Annotated in this window: 13 protein-coding genes; 6 read left to right on the top strand and 7 right to left on the bottom strand. The window is 74.1% G+C overall.

Annotation, left to right across the window (positions count from 1 at the left end; translation table 11 throughout):
• Positions 1-345 precede the first annotated feature (345 nt).
• Both IF83_RS0109455 and IF83_RS0109450 read left to right on the top strand, forming a co-directional pair.
• Positions 346-1878, top strand: coding sequence for a DUF2252 domain-containing protein (locus IF83_RS0109455; RefSeq protein ID WP_078843318.1), 1533 nt, complete (start codon positions 346-348; stop codon positions 1876-1878).
• A gap of 119 nt (positions 1879-1997) precedes the next feature.
• A complete protein-coding gene (locus IF83_RS0109450) occupies positions 1998-2831 on the top strand; it encodes a hypothetical protein (protein WP_030543636.1) in 834 nt (277 codons plus the stop codon).
• Between the two features lie 242 nt (positions 2832-3073).
• Here the strand turns inward: IF83_RS0109450 and paaE are convergent, their stop codons facing one another.
• From paaE to paaA, 5 genes are read right to left on the bottom strand one after another with little or no spacing between them, the layout of a single operon-like run.
• Positions 3074-4168: a 1,2-phenylacetyl-CoA epoxidase subunit PaaE gene (paaE, locus tag IF83_RS0109445; protein WP_030543635.1), complete on the bottom strand. Its 1095-nt coding sequence runs from the start codon at positions 4166-4168 to the stop codon at positions 3074-3076.
• Positions 4169-4672: a 1,2-phenylacetyl-CoA epoxidase subunit PaaD gene (gene paaD / locus IF83_RS0109440; protein WP_030543634.1), complete on the bottom strand. Its 504-nt coding sequence runs from the start codon at positions 4670-4672 to the stop codon at positions 4169-4171.
• The gene (paaC, locus tag IF83_RS0109435) at positions 4666-5439 is read right to left on the bottom strand and encodes a 1,2-phenylacetyl-CoA epoxidase subunit PaaC (RefSeq protein WP_030543633.1); all 774 of its coding nucleotides are present in this window, start codon (positions 5437-5439) and stop codon (positions 4666-4668) included. Before paaC ends, paaD begins: the two co-directional genes overlap by 7 nt.
• Positions 5436-5723 carry a 1,2-phenylacetyl-CoA epoxidase subunit PaaB gene (paaB, locus tag IF83_RS0109430; protein ID WP_030543632.1) on the bottom strand — a complete coding sequence of 96 codons (288 nt, stop codon included), beginning with the start codon at positions 5721-5723 and terminating at the stop codon, positions 5436-5438. The genes paaC and paaB overlap by 4 nt, the downstream gene beginning before the upstream one ends.
• Entirely contained in the window at positions 5720-6832 is a 1113-nt protein-coding gene (gene paaA / locus IF83_RS0109425) for a 1,2-phenylacetyl-CoA epoxidase subunit PaaA (protein ID WP_051722618.1), read from the bottom strand. The genes paaB and paaA overlap by 4 nt, the downstream gene beginning before the upstream one ends.
• Before the next feature lie 205 nt (positions 6833-7037).
• On the opposite strand from paaA, the gene IF83_RS0109420 reads away from it, so the two are divergent.
• From IF83_RS0109420 to IF83_RS0109410, 3 genes are all read left to right on the top strand, one after another.
• The gene (locus IF83_RS0109420; RefSeq protein ID WP_037679356.1) at positions 7038-7757 is read left to right on the top strand and encodes a DUF5819 family protein; all 720 of its coding nucleotides are present in this window, start codon (positions 7038-7040) and stop codon (positions 7755-7757) included.
• Positions 7754-9055 carry an HTTM domain-containing protein gene (locus IF83_RS0109415; RefSeq protein ID WP_037679354.1) on the top strand — a complete coding sequence of 434 codons (1302 nt, stop codon included), beginning with the start codon at positions 7754-7756 and terminating at the stop codon, positions 9053-9055. The genes IF83_RS0109420 and IF83_RS0109415 overlap by 4 nt, the downstream gene beginning before the upstream one ends.
• Before the next feature lie 146 nt (positions 9056-9201).
• On the top strand, positions 9202-9828 hold the full coding sequence (locus IF83_RS0109410; protein ID WP_030543628.1) for a TrmH family RNA methyltransferase: 627 nt from the start codon (positions 9202-9204) through the stop codon (positions 9826-9828).
• Between the two features lie 23 nt (positions 9829-9851).
• Here the strand turns inward: IF83_RS0109410 and IF83_RS0109405 are convergent, their stop codons facing one another.
• Positions 9852-11246: a family 4 glycosyl hydrolase gene (locus IF83_RS0109405; RefSeq protein WP_030543627.1), complete on the bottom strand. Its 1395-nt coding sequence runs from the start codon at positions 11244-11246 to the stop codon at positions 9852-9854.
• A 301-nt stretch (positions 11247-11547) separates the two neighbouring features.
• Between IF83_RS0109405 and IF83_RS0109400 the strand changes: the two genes are divergently transcribed.
• Positions 11548-12615, top strand: a complete 1068-nt coding sequence (locus IF83_RS0109400) for a carbohydrate kinase family protein (RefSeq protein ID WP_037679348.1) — start codon at positions 11548-11550, stop codon at positions 12613-12615.
• Positions 12616-12700: 85 nt separating this feature from the next.
• Here the strand turns inward: IF83_RS0109400 and paaN are convergent, their stop codons facing one another.
• Positions 12701-14398 carry a phenylacetic acid degradation protein PaaN gene (gene paaN / locus IF83_RS0109395; RefSeq protein WP_030543625.1) on the bottom strand — a complete coding sequence of 566 codons (1698 nt, stop codon included), beginning with the start codon at positions 14396-14398 and terminating at the stop codon, positions 12701-12703.
• Between the last annotated feature and the right edge of the window lie 99 nt (positions 14399-14497).

The raw sequence follows: 14497 nt of genomic DNA, 5'->3' as shown, positions 1-14497 counted from the left end.
CTGTTGCTGCCGCCGGGCGCCGCCGGTTCCGCGGCGCACGGGACCGCACCTCGCCGTGTTGCGGGCACGCGTGCGTACGCCCGGTGCGCGGGGCGGCCTTCAGCCGGGCGGCGGGGACGGCCACACGGCCGAGATGGCCGGGATGGCCGAGGGCTCCGGGGTGGCCGGTCCGTGCCGGGCGTCCGGCGGACGCGGGAATCGCGCAGGTCGGGCCGGGGCCGTGCTCTTGAGGAAGAGTTATCCACAGGGGAGTGCCCGCTGCCGGTGGGCGGGGGTACGGTCTGGGCAGTCGAGGACGGGCCCCGTGTCGGACGGCGGCCGCAGTGGCGGGGGAGGCGACAGGACATGGTGGAGACGTGTGCCGGCGGGGCGGCGGAGACGCGTACGGACGGGCCGGGCGGGGCTGCTGGGCCGGATGACGGGGCGGCCGACGCCGGGCCGGGCAGTGGCGGGCGGCTGGAGCGGGCGGACCGCCGGATTCCGGTGGTGCCGGGCTTCGCTCCCCCGGCGGCGGACTCCGCGGTCTCCCCCAAGCGGCTGGGGAAGGAACTGCGGGGGCGGACGCCGCGATCGGCGCATGGAGGTCTGCCCCCGGGGCCGGACCGGCCGGGCGCGGTCCGCGCGGTCGAGGAGTCGAACGCCGGCCGGCTGCCGGAGCTGACCCCGATCCGGGTGGGCCGGATGGCCGCGAGCCCCTTCGCCTTTCTGCGCGGCTCCGCCGGGCTGATGGCCCACGATCTGGTGGCCACGCCGGTCAGCGGAATCGGCGCCCAGCTGTGCGGGGACGCCCACGCGGCGAACTTCGGGCTGTACGGCGACGCCCGGGGCGGACTGGTCATCGACATCAACGACTTCGACGAGACGGCGTACGGCCCCTGGGAGTGGGATCTCAAACGGCTCGCGGCCTCACTGGTGCTGGCGGGCCGGCAGGGCGGGGCCGGCGAGGACAGCTGCCGCGCCGCCGCGTACGACGCCGTCGGCGCCTACCGGCGGACGATGCGGCTGCTGGCGAAACTCCCGGTGCTGGATGCCTGGAACGCCATCGCCGACGAGGAGCTCGTCTCGCACAGCGACGCCCACGATCTGCTGGGCACCCTGGAACGGGTCTCGGAGAAGGCGCGGCGCAATACGAGTGCGCGGTTCGCCGCCAAGTCCACGGAGCGGCTGCCCGGCGGCTCGCGGCGCTTCACGGACGCGCCTCCGGTGCTGCGGCGGGTGCCGGACGAGGAGGCCGCCGCCGTGGCGGGCTCGCTGGGCGAGTACCTGGGGACGCTGCCCGAGGACCGGCTGCCGCTGCTCGCGCGGTTCTCCGTGCAGGACGTGGCCTTCCGGGTCGTGGGCACCGGCAGTGTCGGACTGCGGTCCTATGTGGTGCTGCTGCTGGACCACCGGGGCGCGCCCCTCGTACTCCAGGTGAAGGAAGCCCGCCCGTCGGTGCTGCTGCCGTACCTGGAGAAGGCGGCGCTGGATCCGCGGCTGAGCCGCCCGGCCCCGGAAGCGGGCCACGAGGGCCGGCGGGTCGTGCTGGGGCAGAAGCGGATGCAGGTGGTGAGCGACGTGCTGCTCGGTTGGTCCACCGTGCGGGGCCGGCCGTTCCAGGTGCGGCAGTTCCGCAACAGGAAGGGGAGCGTGGACCCGGCGGCGCTGACCGCGGCCGAGCTCGACGACTACGGGCGGATGACCGGTGCGCTGCTGGCGCGGGCGCACGCGCACAGTGCCGATCCCCGGCTGATAGCGGGTTACTGCGGCCGGAGCGAGGAGCTGGACGAGGCGGTGGCGGCGTTCGCGGTGGCGTACGCGGACCGTACGGAGGCGGACCACGCGGAGCTCGTGGCGGCGGTGCGGAGCGGGCGGATCGCGGCGGAGACGGGGGTCTGACGGCTCCCGGGCGGACCGCCGGGCGGGAAGGCCGCGGAATGCGCGCTGCGGAGTGCGGGCGGCGGAATGCGGGCGGCGGAGGGTCTCACGGGCGGTGGCGTTGCTCGTAGGCTGTACCGGTGACGAATCCGGAAGCCGAGCAGACCGAGCCCACGCCCGAGCAGCGCGAGGCCGAGCGGGCGGCCACCCAGCGTTTGGAGCGGGCGGTGCTCGCGGCGGAACAGGCGCTCATCGAGTTCGAGATCGCGGTGGAGACCTTCCGGGTCGAGGTGGAGAACTTCTCCCGGCTGCACCACCAGCGGCTCGGCCCGATGTACTCCCGGCTGGACGAGCTGGACGCGTTGATCGCGGAGGCGGTCGCGGCGCGGACGGGCAAGCCGGAGGACGTGCGCCGGGCGGAGGAGCTTCGCGGACTGGTGCAGCCGATGCCCGGGGTGGAGGAGCTGTTCCACGGCTGGCTCGACGCGGAGGGCATCCCGCCGGAGGCGGCGGCCATGCTCACCGAGAAGCCGGTGCGGCCGCCGAGCCGGGTCCGGCCGAGCGAGGAGGCCCGGCGGATCTACCGCGAACTGGTGCGCAGGGCCCACCCGGACCTCGCCCGGGACGACGCCGAACGGCGGCGCCGGGACGCCTTCATCGCACGGGTCAACGCCGCGTACTCCCTGGGGGACGAGGAGACGCTGCGGACGCTCACCGAGGAGTGGGAGTCCGGACCGCGGCCCGCGGAGCGCGCGCCGGACCGGAGCGAGGAGCTGTACGCCCGTCTGGAATGGCTCGCCCAGCGCAAGGAGATGCTGGCCGGCCTCGCCTCGGAGCTGGAGTCGAGCGCCATCGGGCAGATGCTGAAGATGGCCCCGGACGACCCGGACAAGCTGCTGGAGGAGATCGCCGAGCAGCTGCTGGCACAGGTCTCCGAGCGCGAGGCCGCGCTGGCGAAGCTGACCGCCGAGTAGCGCTTCCGCGCCGTTTCCCGGCGCGGCGGCTCAGCTCTCCCACGGGCGGGGCGCGCCCGGTGCTCCGGGCCGCCCGAACCGGGGGCAGGGCTCGGCGGCCGTGCGCTCCCTGCTGCCCGGGGACCCCGGCGGGCCCCGGCGCGGCGTCGCGGCATCCGGCCTGTCCAAGTGCCCCGGTCCGGCCCCGTGTCCCCTGCCCGGCCCCGGCTGGCGGCCGGCAGTCACCAGGCAACGATCAGCGGTCAGCGGTCAAAGTCCAGTTCCACCCGTTCCGTCGCGGGATGCGACTGGCAGGCCAGCACATAGCCGGCGTCGAGCTCGTCCGGTTCCAGGGCGAAGTTGCGGTCCATCCGCACCTCGCCGGAGACCAGCAGGGCCCGGCAGGTGCCGCAGACACCGCCCTTGCAGGCGTAGGGGGCGTCCGAGCGGTTGCGCAGGACGGTCTCCAGCAGGGATTCGCCGCTCCGGACCGGCCAGTCGCCGGAGCGGCCGTCCAGGGTCACGGCCAGCGTGCTCTCCTCGGGGCCCGGCGTCCGCGGTGCGGCCGCGGCCGTTCCCTCCCCGGCCGTGGTGCCGTCCACATGGAAGATCTCCTGGTGCACGCGGTCGCGCCGGACTCCGAGGCCCCGCAGGGCCCGGGCGGCGCCGTCGACCAGCCCGTACGGTCCGCAGAGGAACCAGCCGTCGACACGCTCCACCGGCAGCAGCGCCGGGAGCAGGGCCGTCAGCCGTTCCGCGTCCAGGCGGCCGGAGGCCGGGCCGGTCTGCTGCTGCTCCCGGGAGAAGCTCTGCACCAGCTGGAACCGCTGCGGATAGCGGTCCTTGAGGTCCGCCAGCTCTTCCAGGAACATCGCCGAGGCCGTGGTCCGGTCGCTGCGGACGAGGCAGAAACGGGCCTCCGGTTCCCGCGCGAGCAGGGTCGCGACGATGGACAGCACGGGGGTGATGCCACTGCCGCCGACCACGGCCGCGTACGTCCCGGGGCGCGGTTCCAGGACGAACCGGCCGGCCGGGGTCATCACCTCCAGGGTGTCCCCGGCGGACAGTTCCTTGAGGGCGTGGGTGGAGAAGGCGCCGCCCTCCACGAGCCGGATGCCCACGCGCAGGGTGCCGGGACCGTCCGCGTCGGTCACCGGGGCGCAGATCGAGTAGGTTCGGCGGATCTCCGCGCCGTCGATCCGGGTGCGGAGGGTCAGATGCTGCCCCGGACGGTGGCGGAACGCCTCGCGGAGCTCGGGTGGCACGGCGAAGGTGACGGTGACCGAGTCGTCGGTCAGCCGGTCGACCGCGGCCACGCGCAGCGGATGGAACGCGCCGTGACGGGCAGCCGCGGTCATCTACAACTCCTTGAAGTGGTCGAAGGGTTCGCGGCAGGCATCACAGCGGCGCAGCGCCTTGCACGCGGTGGAGGAGAAGCGGCTCAGCAGCGTGGTGTCGGTCGAGCCGCAGTTCGGGCAGCGCAGGGACAGCTCCACCGGCACCGGCCCGCCGGCCGCGGCGGCTCCGCCGGGGCGGGGCGGCGCGATACCGGACTCCTGGAGCTTCCGGCGCCCTTCCGGGCTGATGGCGTCGGTGGTCCAGGGCGGGGAGAGGACGGTGCGGACGGTCACCTCGGGTATGCCGTCCTCCCGGAGTATCCGCTCGATGTCGGCGGCCATCGTGCCGACCGCGGGGCAGCCGGTGTACGTGGGCGTCAGTTCGACCTCGACCCGGCCGGGCCCGAGCAGCCGGAGCCCGCGGACGACACCCAGCTCGGCGAGCGTGAGCATCGGCAGCTCCGGGTCGGGCACGGAGCCGGCCAGTTCGCGCAGCCGCTCCTCCAGCGCCGTGGGGGTCACCAGGAGGCTCCGGGATGGCTGCGGTGCAGATGCTGCATCTCGGCCAGCATCCGGCCGAAGGGCTCGGTGTGCAGGCCCTGCCGTCCGGCTCCGGCCGTCCAGCCGCTGTGCCGGGGCCCTTCCGGGAGCGGGAGCGTGGCCCGCCGGAGGACGGCCGTGATCCGCTCGGACCACTCGCTCTCCAGCTCCGCCATCGCGGCCGCGTCGAGGCCGAGCCCTTCCATCGGCTGGAACAGCTCGCCGGTGAAGCGCCACAGCTCCGTCAGCCCGGCCGCCATGCGGCGGTGGCTCTCCTCGGTGCCGTCGCCCAGACGGAGGGTCCACTGCTCGGCGTGGTCGCGGTGGTAGGCGACCTCCTTGACGGCCTTGGCCGCGATCGGGGCGAAGAGCCCGCCGCCCGCGGCCAGCCGGTCGTACACCAGCTCCTGGTATACGGAGAAGTAGAGCTGGCGGGCCATGGTCCGGGCGAAGTCGCCGTTCGGCTGCTCCACGAGCTGGGTGTTGCGGAAGGCGCGCTCCTCGCGGAGGAAGGCCAGCTCGTCCTCGTCACCGGCGAGGGAGAGCAGCAGCCGGGCCTGGCCCAGCAGGTCGAGCGCGATATTGGCGAGCGCGACCTCCTCCTCCAGCACGGGGGCGTGTCCGGCCCACTCCCCCAGCCGGTGGGAGAGGACGAGGGCGTCGTCGCCGAGGGCGAGGGCGGCCGCGGCGGCGGGTGTGCCCGGGGGCGCCGGGGCGGCCGGTGCCGCCGGGGCGTTCGGTGGTGTGCTCACAGGTGCCGCACCCCCTCGGGGATCTCGTAGAACGTCGGGTGCCGGTACGGCTTGTCGGCGGAGGGCTCGAAGAACGCGTCCTTCTCGTCCGGGGAGGAGGCGGTGACGGAGGCGGACGGCACCACCCAGATCGAGACGCCCTCGGCACGCCGCGTGTAGAGATCACGGGCGTTGCGCAGGGCCATCTCGGCGTCCGGGGCGTGCAGGCTGCCGGCGTGGGTGTGGGAGAGGCCGCGGCGGCTCCGTACGAAGACCTCCCACAGCGGCCAGTCGTCGTGGTTCATGCGCTTGCCTCTCCGTGCGCGGCGGCCCTCTGCCCGCCGGCGCTCCGCTCGTCGGTCCGGTGCTCGTCGGTCCGGCGCCCGCCGGGCTCCTGCCCGGCCGCGCTGTGCTTGGCGGCGTACGCCGCCGCGGCCTCCCGCACCCAGGCGCCCTGCTCGTGTGCCCGGCGGCGCTGGGAGATCCGCTGGTCGTTGCAGGGGCCGTTGCCGCGCAGGATCTCGCGGAACTCCTGCCAGTCGATGGGCCCGAAGTCGTAGTGCCCGCGCTCCTCGTTCCAGGCCAGCTCCGGATCCGGGAGGGTCAGCCCGAGGGACTCCGCCTGCGGCACGCAGATGTCCACGAAGCGCTGCCGCAGCTCGTCGTTGGAGTGCCGCTTGATCTTCCAGGCCATGGAGCGGTCGCTGTGCGCGGACTCGGCGTCCGGGGGACCGAACATCATCAGCGAGGGCCACCACCAGCGGTCGACGGCGTCCTGCGCCATGGCGTGCTGCGCCTCGGTGCCCCGGCTGAGGGCGAGCAGGAGTTCGTACCCCTGACGCTGGTGGAAGGACTCCTCCTTGCAGATCCGCACCATCGCGCGGGCATAGGGCCCGTACGAACAGCGGCAGAGCGGGACCTGGTTGGTGATCGCCGCGCCGTCCACCAGCCACCCGATCGCACCGACGTCGGCCCAGGTGAGCGTGGGGTAGTTGAAGATGGAGGAGTACCGCTGGCGGCCGCTGTGCAGCTTGTCCAGCAGCTCCGCGCGGCTCACGCCCAGCGTCTCGGTGGCGCTGTAGAGGTACAGGCCGTGCCCGGCCTCGTCCTGCACCTTGGCCATGAGGATCGCCTTGCGGCGCAGCGAGGGGGCGCGGGTGATCCAGTTGGCCTCCGGCTGCATGCCGATGATCTCGGAGTGGGCGTGCTGCGCCATCTGCCGGACGAGGGTGGCGCGGTAGTCGTCCGGCATCCAGTCGCGGGGTTCGACGCGCTCGTCCGCCGCCACCGTCGCCTCGAAGAGCGCCCGCGCGGCTTCGGCGCCGGGCGCCTCCGGTGCCGCCCTCCCGGCCGGCGCCGTGCCGGGCCCGGCCGTCCCGGCCTCCGCCGCCGCTGTCGTCCCAGCCGCCGTCATGCCACCCCTCGTTTCCGTGATCCGGCCCCAGCGGCCACCGACCATGCGGCCCCGGACAGGGACCCAACCGACCGATCGTTCGGTTCAATGGTGCGGGGAGGGCTGTGGGGTGTCAAGGCTGTGGATAACCTGACGGTCCTGTGCCGGTCCGGAGGGCGCTGAGTACCGTTCTCCGGGACCGGGGGGAAGCCAGGGGAGAGGCGCGATGGACGCAGACGAGCACGGAGCGGCGGGGCACGCCGGGGTGGGAGCGCTGTCGTGGCCCGCCCGAATAGCCGTCGCGGTGGCCCTCGGGCTCGTCGCGGTGACGGCCCTGGTCCATCTGGCGATGGTGTTCCTGCACGTCGCGCCGGCGAACACGGTCTCCAGCCGGCACGGCGGGACGATCGACGGCTACGTCTACCCGGAGTTCGAGCAGAACTGGAAGCTGTTCGCCCCCAACCCGCTCCAGCAGAACATCGCCGTGGAGGCCCGGGCCGAGGTCATGGCGCCCGACGGCGGCGTCTCGGTCACCCGCTGGACCAGCCTCACGGCCCGGGACGCCGAGGCCATCCGCCACAACCCCGTCCCCAGCCACGTCAACCAGAACGAACTCCGCCGGGCCTGGGACTTCTTCACCGGCTCCCACGACGAGGAGAACCGCCCGAACGGGCTGCGGGGCGCGCTCTCCGAGGAGTATCTGCGGCGCATCGCCCTCTCCCGGATCGGTCCCGAGACCGCCGGTACGGAGGTGCTCCGCGTCCAGCTGCGCTCCGCCACCACTCCGGTGGCCCCGCCCGCCTGGACCACCGGCGGTGAGCGGACGGCCGGCCGGGAGGACGGGGGCGGGACGGTGCACCGCGAGCTCCCCTGGTGGCCGGCCGGCCCCGGCGACGTACCCGGCAGCGCCCGCCCCGGCCAGGCAGCGGTGGTGAGCGGCAAGTGAGCCTCTCCCGCCTCGCCGGCGCCCTCGCGCGCGGCATCACCCGGGTCACGGGCGGTGCCCTGGGCCCGTATCAGTCCGCCGTGGTGCGGATCGGGTTCTCCTTCACCTGGCTCGTCTTCCTGCTCCGCGAGTGGCCGAACCGCCGGGAGCTGTACGGCCCCGACGGGCCGTGGAGCTGGGACATGGCCCGGCAGCTGACCGACGGCAACGGCGCCTTCACGGTGCTCATGTGGTCGGACGGGCGGCTGTGGTTCGAAGCGGTGTATCTGCTGTCCGTGGCGGCGAGCGCGCTGCTGCTGCTCGGCTGGCGCACCCGCACGTTCTCCGTGCTGTTCATGGTGGGGGTGCTGTCGCTGCAGAACCGCAGCGTCTTCATGGGGGACGGCGGGGACAACGTCATCCACCTCATGGCGATCTACCTGGTGCTGACCCGCTGCGGCCGGGTCTGGTCGCTGGACGCCCGCCGCGAGCGGCGGAGGGAGCGGCGGCGCGCCGCCGCGGCCGCGGCGGGGGACGGCGGGGACGGTGGAGACGCGGGTACGGGTGCCGGCGCGCCCCGGGCCCCGCGGGACGTCACCGGCGTCATCCTCTGGTCGCTGCTCGGCCTCGCCCTCGCCCTGGCGTCCCTCCTCCCCGGGCTGGAGGCCGGCTGGGCGGTGGTGTTCTGGGGCCTCTGGCTGGTGCATGCCCTGTGGTGGGCGGTGTCCCGCCACGCGCCCGGCGGCGAACTCCGCGCGGTGCTGGACATGATCGCCAACCTGGTCCACAACGCCGCCCTGTTCGTGATCATGGCCGAGGTCTGCCTGATCTACGCCACCGCCGGCTGGTACAAGGTGCAGGGCTCGCGCTGGCAGGACGGCACCGCGCTGCACTACCCGCTCAACCTCGACTACTTCACGCCCTGGCCCGCCCTCTCCGAGGCGCTCGGCTCCAACGGCGTGATGGTGATGCTGATCACCTACGGCACGGTGATCGTCCAGGTCGCCTTCCCCTTCACGCTCTTCAACCGGCGGGTCAAGAACGTGCTGCTGGCCGCGATGATGACCGAGCACTTCGCCATCTCCGTGGTCCTCGGACTGCCCTTCTTCTCGCTGGCGATGATCGCGGCGGACGCGGTCTTCCTGCCGACCGGCTTCCTGCGGACCACGGGACGGATCACGGGACGGATCGCGGGCCGCGCCCGCGACCGGCTGCTGTCCGGCCGTCCGTCGCGGCGCGGCGAGGGCGGGGCGGGCTCCGGCGGCGGTCCGGCGGCCGGCGATCCGGAGGACCGGCGGCACCGTACCCTCGTCGGGTGAGCGGCGAGAACTCTTGCGGAGCGGAACCACCGGCGGCACCGGGCGAGCCGGTGCGGGAACCCGCCCGGCCCCGCGGACGGGAAACCGGACGGGAGGCGGGGCCGGGGACGGGGCGCGAGCCGGACGCGGAAGCAGCCCCGGAACCCGTGCAGTACGACGAGGGCTACGCCCCCGAGACCGTCGGCGTCGGGCCGCACCCGCGGCCGTGGCCCACCGGTGACCACTGGGACCCCGACCTGCTCGCGCACGGCGACCGCCGCAACGTCGTCGACCGGTACCGCTACTGGACGCGCGAGGCGATCGTCGCCGACCTGGACACCCGCCGGCACGACTTCCACATCGCGGTCGAGAACTGGTCCCACGACTTCAACATCGGCTCCGTGGTGCGCACCGCCAACGCCTTTCTGGCGAAGGAGGTGCACATCGTCGGGCGGCGGCGCTGGAACCGGCGGGGCGCGATGGTCACCGACCGGTACCAGCACGTCCGGCACCATCCGGACACCGCGGACCTGACCGCCTGGGCGGCCGCCGAGGACCTGCCCGTCATCGGTATCGACAACCTGCCCGGCTCCGTACCGCTGGAGACCACCGTGCTGCCCCGCCGCTGCGTCCTGCTGTTCGGGCAGGAGGGGCCGGGCCTCACCGAGGAGGCGCGAAAGCACGCCGCCATGGTCTGCTCGATCGCGCAGTTCGGCTCGACCCGGTCGATCAACGCGGGCGCCGCCGCGGCCATCGCCATGCACGCCTGGGTACAGGCACACGTGTTCGGCTGAGGCGGCCCGGGCGGTCTGGGCGGTCAGCCGCGGAAACCGCCCGCCGCGTCCAGGATCCGCTCCGCCACCCGGACCGAGTCCACCAGCGGGTGGAGGGCCAGCGCACGCAGCGCGGCGGCGCGCGAGCCGCTCGCCGCGGCCTCGATCGCCGACCGCTCCACGGCCTTGAGGGTCAGCATCAGCCCGAGCTGGTCCGGTGCCACGGGGCCGGTGGCCAGCGGCCGGGCGCCTCCCGCGTCCACCAGGCACGGCACCTCCACCACGGCCTCCGCGTCGAGCGCCGGCACCGCGCCGCGGCCGGGCACGTTGAGGATCAGCTTGGTCCGCTCATTGCGGGCGATCGCGCGCATCAGGGCCAGCGCCACCCGGTCGTAGCCGCCGCCGTCGAGATCGCAGCTGTCGCGCTGCCAGCCGCCGGTCGCCTCCCGGCTCTCGGCCATGTACGTCTCCTCGCGTTCGAGACGGGTGCGCTCCCAGGCCTCGTACGGATCGCCCGCGGCCCCGCCGACGGCTCCGGCGCCGGCCTCGCCGGCGTAGAAGCGGGCCTGCTGGCGGTGGAGGAACTCGCCCCGGGTCGTCTCGGCGGCGGTCACGGATGCCACCGTCTCCCGGTTGAAGTAGTAGTAGTGCAGATATTCGTTGGGCAGCGCGCCGAGGGCCCGCAGCCAGTCGGCGCCGAAGAGCTTCCCCTCCTCGAAGGACTCCAGCGCGGCGCGGTCGCCGAGCAGACGGGGCAGCAGATCGCGGCCGTCCACGGTGAGCCGGCGCAGCCAGCCCAGATGGTTGAGGCCGACGTAGTCGTAGTCCGCGCGGTCGGGGTCGGCTCCGACGGCGCGCGCGGCCCGCCGGCACAACCCCACCGGGGAGTCGCAGATGCCGATCACCCGGTCCGGCAGGCCCCGTTCGCGGAAGACCCGGCCCATGGCCTCGGTGACCATGCCCGCGGGATTGGTGAAGTTGATGACCCAGGCGTCCGGGGCGACGGCGGCGACGCGTTCGGCGATCCGTACCGCCACGGGCAGGGTGCGCAGCCCGTAGAGCACGCCCCCCGCGCCGACCGTCTCCTGGCCCAGCACGCCCTCGGTCAGTGGGATCCGCTCGTCGCGGACCCTGCCTTCCAGGCCGCCGACGCGGATGGCGGAGAAGACGAAGTCGGTGCCGCGCAGCGCCTCGTCCAGGTCGGTGGTGAGGCGGACGGCGGGCGCGGGGCCGGCCGGGCCGCCGGGTCCGTCGCCGGCCTCGGCATGGAGCGCGGTCTGGCGGGCGAGCACGGCGCCGATCGCGTCGAGCCGGCCGCGGTCGGTGTCGTACAGGACCAGTTCGGTGCAGCGGCCCGCCGGATCGCCGCTGTCGCCGAGCAACGCCCGGTACACCAGCGGTACGCGGAATCCGCCACCGCCCAGCACGGTCAGCCTCATGCCTGGACTCATGCCTGGACAACCTCCCCATCGCCTCGCACGGTGTCCGTCACACTAGGCCCTGCCCGGCCCTTCCCCCGGGGTCCGCGGCGCCCGGCGTCGCGCCTCGCCGCCGTGCCGGGCCCGTCCTCGCGTACGCCCGGTACGGGGGCGGCCCCCCGCCGTACGATGCACGGCACCGGAGGCCGCGCCGGATCCGGCGCGAACGAGCGGACAGGCGCCCCGGTGAGCAGGCCCAGCGAGAGAGGCACGAGCGTTGAGTAACACCGGAACCGCCCATCCGGCGCCGTCGCGGACGCCGATGGACCCGCTGGCCTCCGTACGGCGCGAGGACGACCCGGTGACGGACGTCTTCCTGACCGGCACCGTCTTCCTCGACATCGTCTTCACCGGGCTCGACCACGCGCCGGTGCGGGGCACCGAGACCTGGGCCCGCGGTATGGGCTCCAGCCCGGGCGGCGCGGCCAATATGGCCACCGCGCTGCGCCGGCTCGGGCTGCGGACCTCACTGGCCGCGGCCTTCGGCGACGACGTCTACGGCGACTACTGCTGGGAGAGCCTCGCGGACTGCGAGGGCATCGACCTAGGGCCCTCCCACCGCGCGCCCGGCTGGCACTCGCCGGTCACCGTCTCCATGGCGTACGAGGGCGAGCGGACGATGGTCTCGCACGGGCACGCGGCGCCCACCCCCTGCGTCAGCGTCGCCGAACGGCCGCGCTCCCTGGCCTGTGTGGCCTCCCTGGACCCGGGCCGGCGGCTGGACGACTGGGTGCGCCGGGCCCATGGCGAGGGCAGCAAGATCTTCGCGGATGTGGGCTGGGACGGAAGCGGCGTCTGGGATCCGGACACCCTGGCCGACCTCACCCACTGCCACGCCTTTCTGCCCAACGCCACCGAGGCCCAGCACTACACCCGCACCGACAGCCCCGAGGCGGCGGTGCGGGCGCTGGCGGAGCTGGTGCCGGTCGCGGTGGTCACCAAGGGGGCCGCGGGCGCGGTCGCCGTCGACGGGCTCACCGGGGAGAGCGCCGATGTGCCGGCCCTGCGCGTGGACGCCCTCGACCCGACCGGCGCGGGCGACGTCTTCATGGCCGGCTTCATCACCGGCACCCTGGCCGGCTGGCCGCTCACCGACCGGCTCGCCTTCGCCAACCTCACCGCCGCCCTCTCCGTGCAGCACTTCGGCGGATCGCTCTCCGCCCCCGGCTGGGCCGAGGTCGCCGCCTGGTGGCAGTACGCCATCAAGTGCGGCGGGCAGAGCGAGGAGGTGATGCGGCGCTACCGCTTCCTCGACGACCTGCTGCCCGCGGGCACCGCCGACTGGCCGCTGCGCCGGGCCACCCCGACGATCGGCTTCCGCGCCCCCTGAGCGGGCCGCGGGCCGCGGGCAGCCGGGCAACGGCCACCCGCGGCCTCCGCGGCGCGCGGACCGCGGAGTCACGGGACGTGCGGGTTCAGGCGGGCCGGCGCACCTCCACCGTACGGAAGCGGTTCGCCACGAAGGCCGCGTCGCACAGCGCGGCGTTCGCCGCCGGGTTTCCGCCGGAGCCGTGGAAGTCGGAGAAGGCCGCGGTCTGGTTGACGTACACCCCGCCGGTGAGGTTGAGCGACAGCTGGGCGCACTCCTCCAGGCAGACGTCCTCCACCAGCCGCTCCACCTCCTCGGAGGTGGTGTACGCGCCGACGGTCATCGCCCCGTGCTCCCGGACGGTGCGGCGCAGCAGCTCGACCCCGTCGGCCGTGGAGTCCACGGCGACGGCGAAGGCGACCGGGCCGAAGCACTCGCTGAGGAAGGCCGGCCGGTTCCCGTTGCCCTCCCACAGCTTCCGGGCGCCGTCGAGCTTGACCACGACCGGGGTGCGGACGGTGGCACCGGGGAACTCCGGGTTGGTCACCGGGCGTGAGGCGAGAGCGGTCCCGCCCAGCCCGCCGGCCTCCTCGACGCGCTTCTCCACCTGCGGATTGACGAGGGCGCCGAGCAAGGCGTTCGCCCGGGCGTCGTCACCGAGGAGCTTGTCCACGGCGGCGGCCAGGTCGGCCACCACCTCGTCGTAGGACTTCGGCCCGGCGTCCGTGGTGATGCCGTCGCGCGGGATGAGGAAGTTCTGCGGGGTGGTGCACATCTGGCCGCTGTACAGGGACAGGGAGAAGGCGAGGTTGGCCAGCATGCCGCGGTAGTCGTCGGTCGAGTCGACGACGACCGTGTTGACCCCGGCCTTCTCGGTGTACACCTGCGCCTGGACGGCGTTCTCCTCCAGCCAGTCGCCGAAGGCCGAGGAGCCGGTGTAGTCGATGATGCGGATCTCCGGGCGCGTGGCCAGCGTCTTCGCCAGGCCCTCCTCGGGAAGCTCCGCGGCCAGCGCCACCAGATTGGGGTCGAATCCGGCCTCCGCCAGCACCTCCCGGGCCGCCACCACGGTCAGGGCGAGCGGCAGGACGGCCCGCGGATGCGGTTTGACCAGCACCGGATTGCCGGTGGCCAGGGAGGCGAAGAGACCGGGGTAGCCGTTCCAGGTGGGGAAGGTGTTGCAGCCGATGAGCAGCGAGACACCGCGCGGAACGGGCGTGAAGGTCTTGGTCAGTTCGAGGGGGTCGCGCTTGCCCTGCGGCTTGGACCACTCCGCGCGCTCCGGCACCCGGACCTGCTCGGCGTAGGCGTACGCCACCGCCTCCAGGCCCCGGTCCTGGGCGTGCGGGCCGCCGGCCTGGAAGGCCATCAGGAAGGCCTGGCCGGAGGTGTGCATCACGGCGTGCGCGAACTCATGGGTGCGGGCGCTGATCCGGGCCAGGATCTCCAGGCAGACCAGGGCGCGCGTCTCCGCGCCGGCCCGCCGCCAGTCGCCCATGCCGGCCCGCATGGCCGGCAGCAGCACCTCCGCGTCGGGGTGCGGGTACTCCACGCCGAGCTCGATGCCGTACGGGGAAACCTCGCCGCCCGTCCAGGCGTCGGTGCCCGGCTGGTCCAGCTCCAGGCGGCGGCCGAGCAGCGCCTCGAAGGCCGCTTTGCCCTCCTCGGCGGCGTTCTCCCCGTAGGCCTTCGGGTGCTCCGGGTGGGGCGACCAGTACGCCCGCGTCCGGACGGCCTCCAGGGCCCGGTCGAGGGTGGGGCGGTGCCTCTCGGCGAGCTGGTGTGCGGTGAGATGGGGGGCCATGTCTGACCAACTCCTCGTCGAGCCGGAATGACGACGCGCGTGAGCGCTCCGTGAGGGACGGTGGGGTGTGGATGCGGGAACGGCTTTAGAGTAACCGAA

The sequence above is a fragment of the Streptomyces albus subsp. albus genome, assembly GCF_000719865.1.
Classification (GTDB): Bacteria; Actinomycetota; Actinomycetes; order Streptomycetales; family Streptomycetaceae; genus Streptomyces; species Streptomyces albus_E.
The sequence above is the reverse complement of the archived record's forward strand: the minus strand, read 5'-3'. Positions and strand labels throughout refer to the sequence as shown.

Bases quoted from the DNA above. Each gene is read 5' to 3' on its own strand.
- paaA (WP_051722618.1), bottom strand. From the start codon at position 6,832: ATGACGGCGGCTGGGACGACAGCGGCGGCGGAGGCCGGGACGGCCGGG.
- IF83_RS0109405 (WP_030543627.1), bottom strand. From the start codon at position 11,246: ATGAGGCTGACCGTGCTGGGCGGTGGCGGATTCCGCGTACCGCTGGTG.
- IF83_RS0109400 (WP_037679348.1), top strand. From the start codon at position 11,548: ATGGACCCGCTGGCCTCCGTACGGCGCGAGGACGACCCGGTGACGGAC.
- paaB (WP_030543632.1), bottom strand. From the start codon at position 5,723: ATGAACCACGACGACTGGCCGCTGTGGGAGGTCTTCGTACGGAGCCGC.
- IF83_RS0109455 (WP_078843318.1), top strand. From the start codon at position 346: ATGGTGGAGACGTGTGCCGGCGGGGCGGCGGAGACGCGTACGGACGGG.
- IF83_RS0109420 (WP_037679356.1), top strand. From the start codon at position 7,038: ATGGACGCAGACGAGCACGGAGCGGCGGGGCACGCCGGGGTGGGAGCG.
- paaE (WP_030543635.1), bottom strand. From the start codon at position 4,168: ATGACCGCGGCTGCCCGTCACGGCGCGTTCCATCCGCTGCGCGTGGCC.
- paaN (WP_030543625.1), bottom strand. From the start codon at position 14,398: ATGGCCCCCCATCTCACCGCACACCAGCTCGCCGAGAGGCACCGCCCC.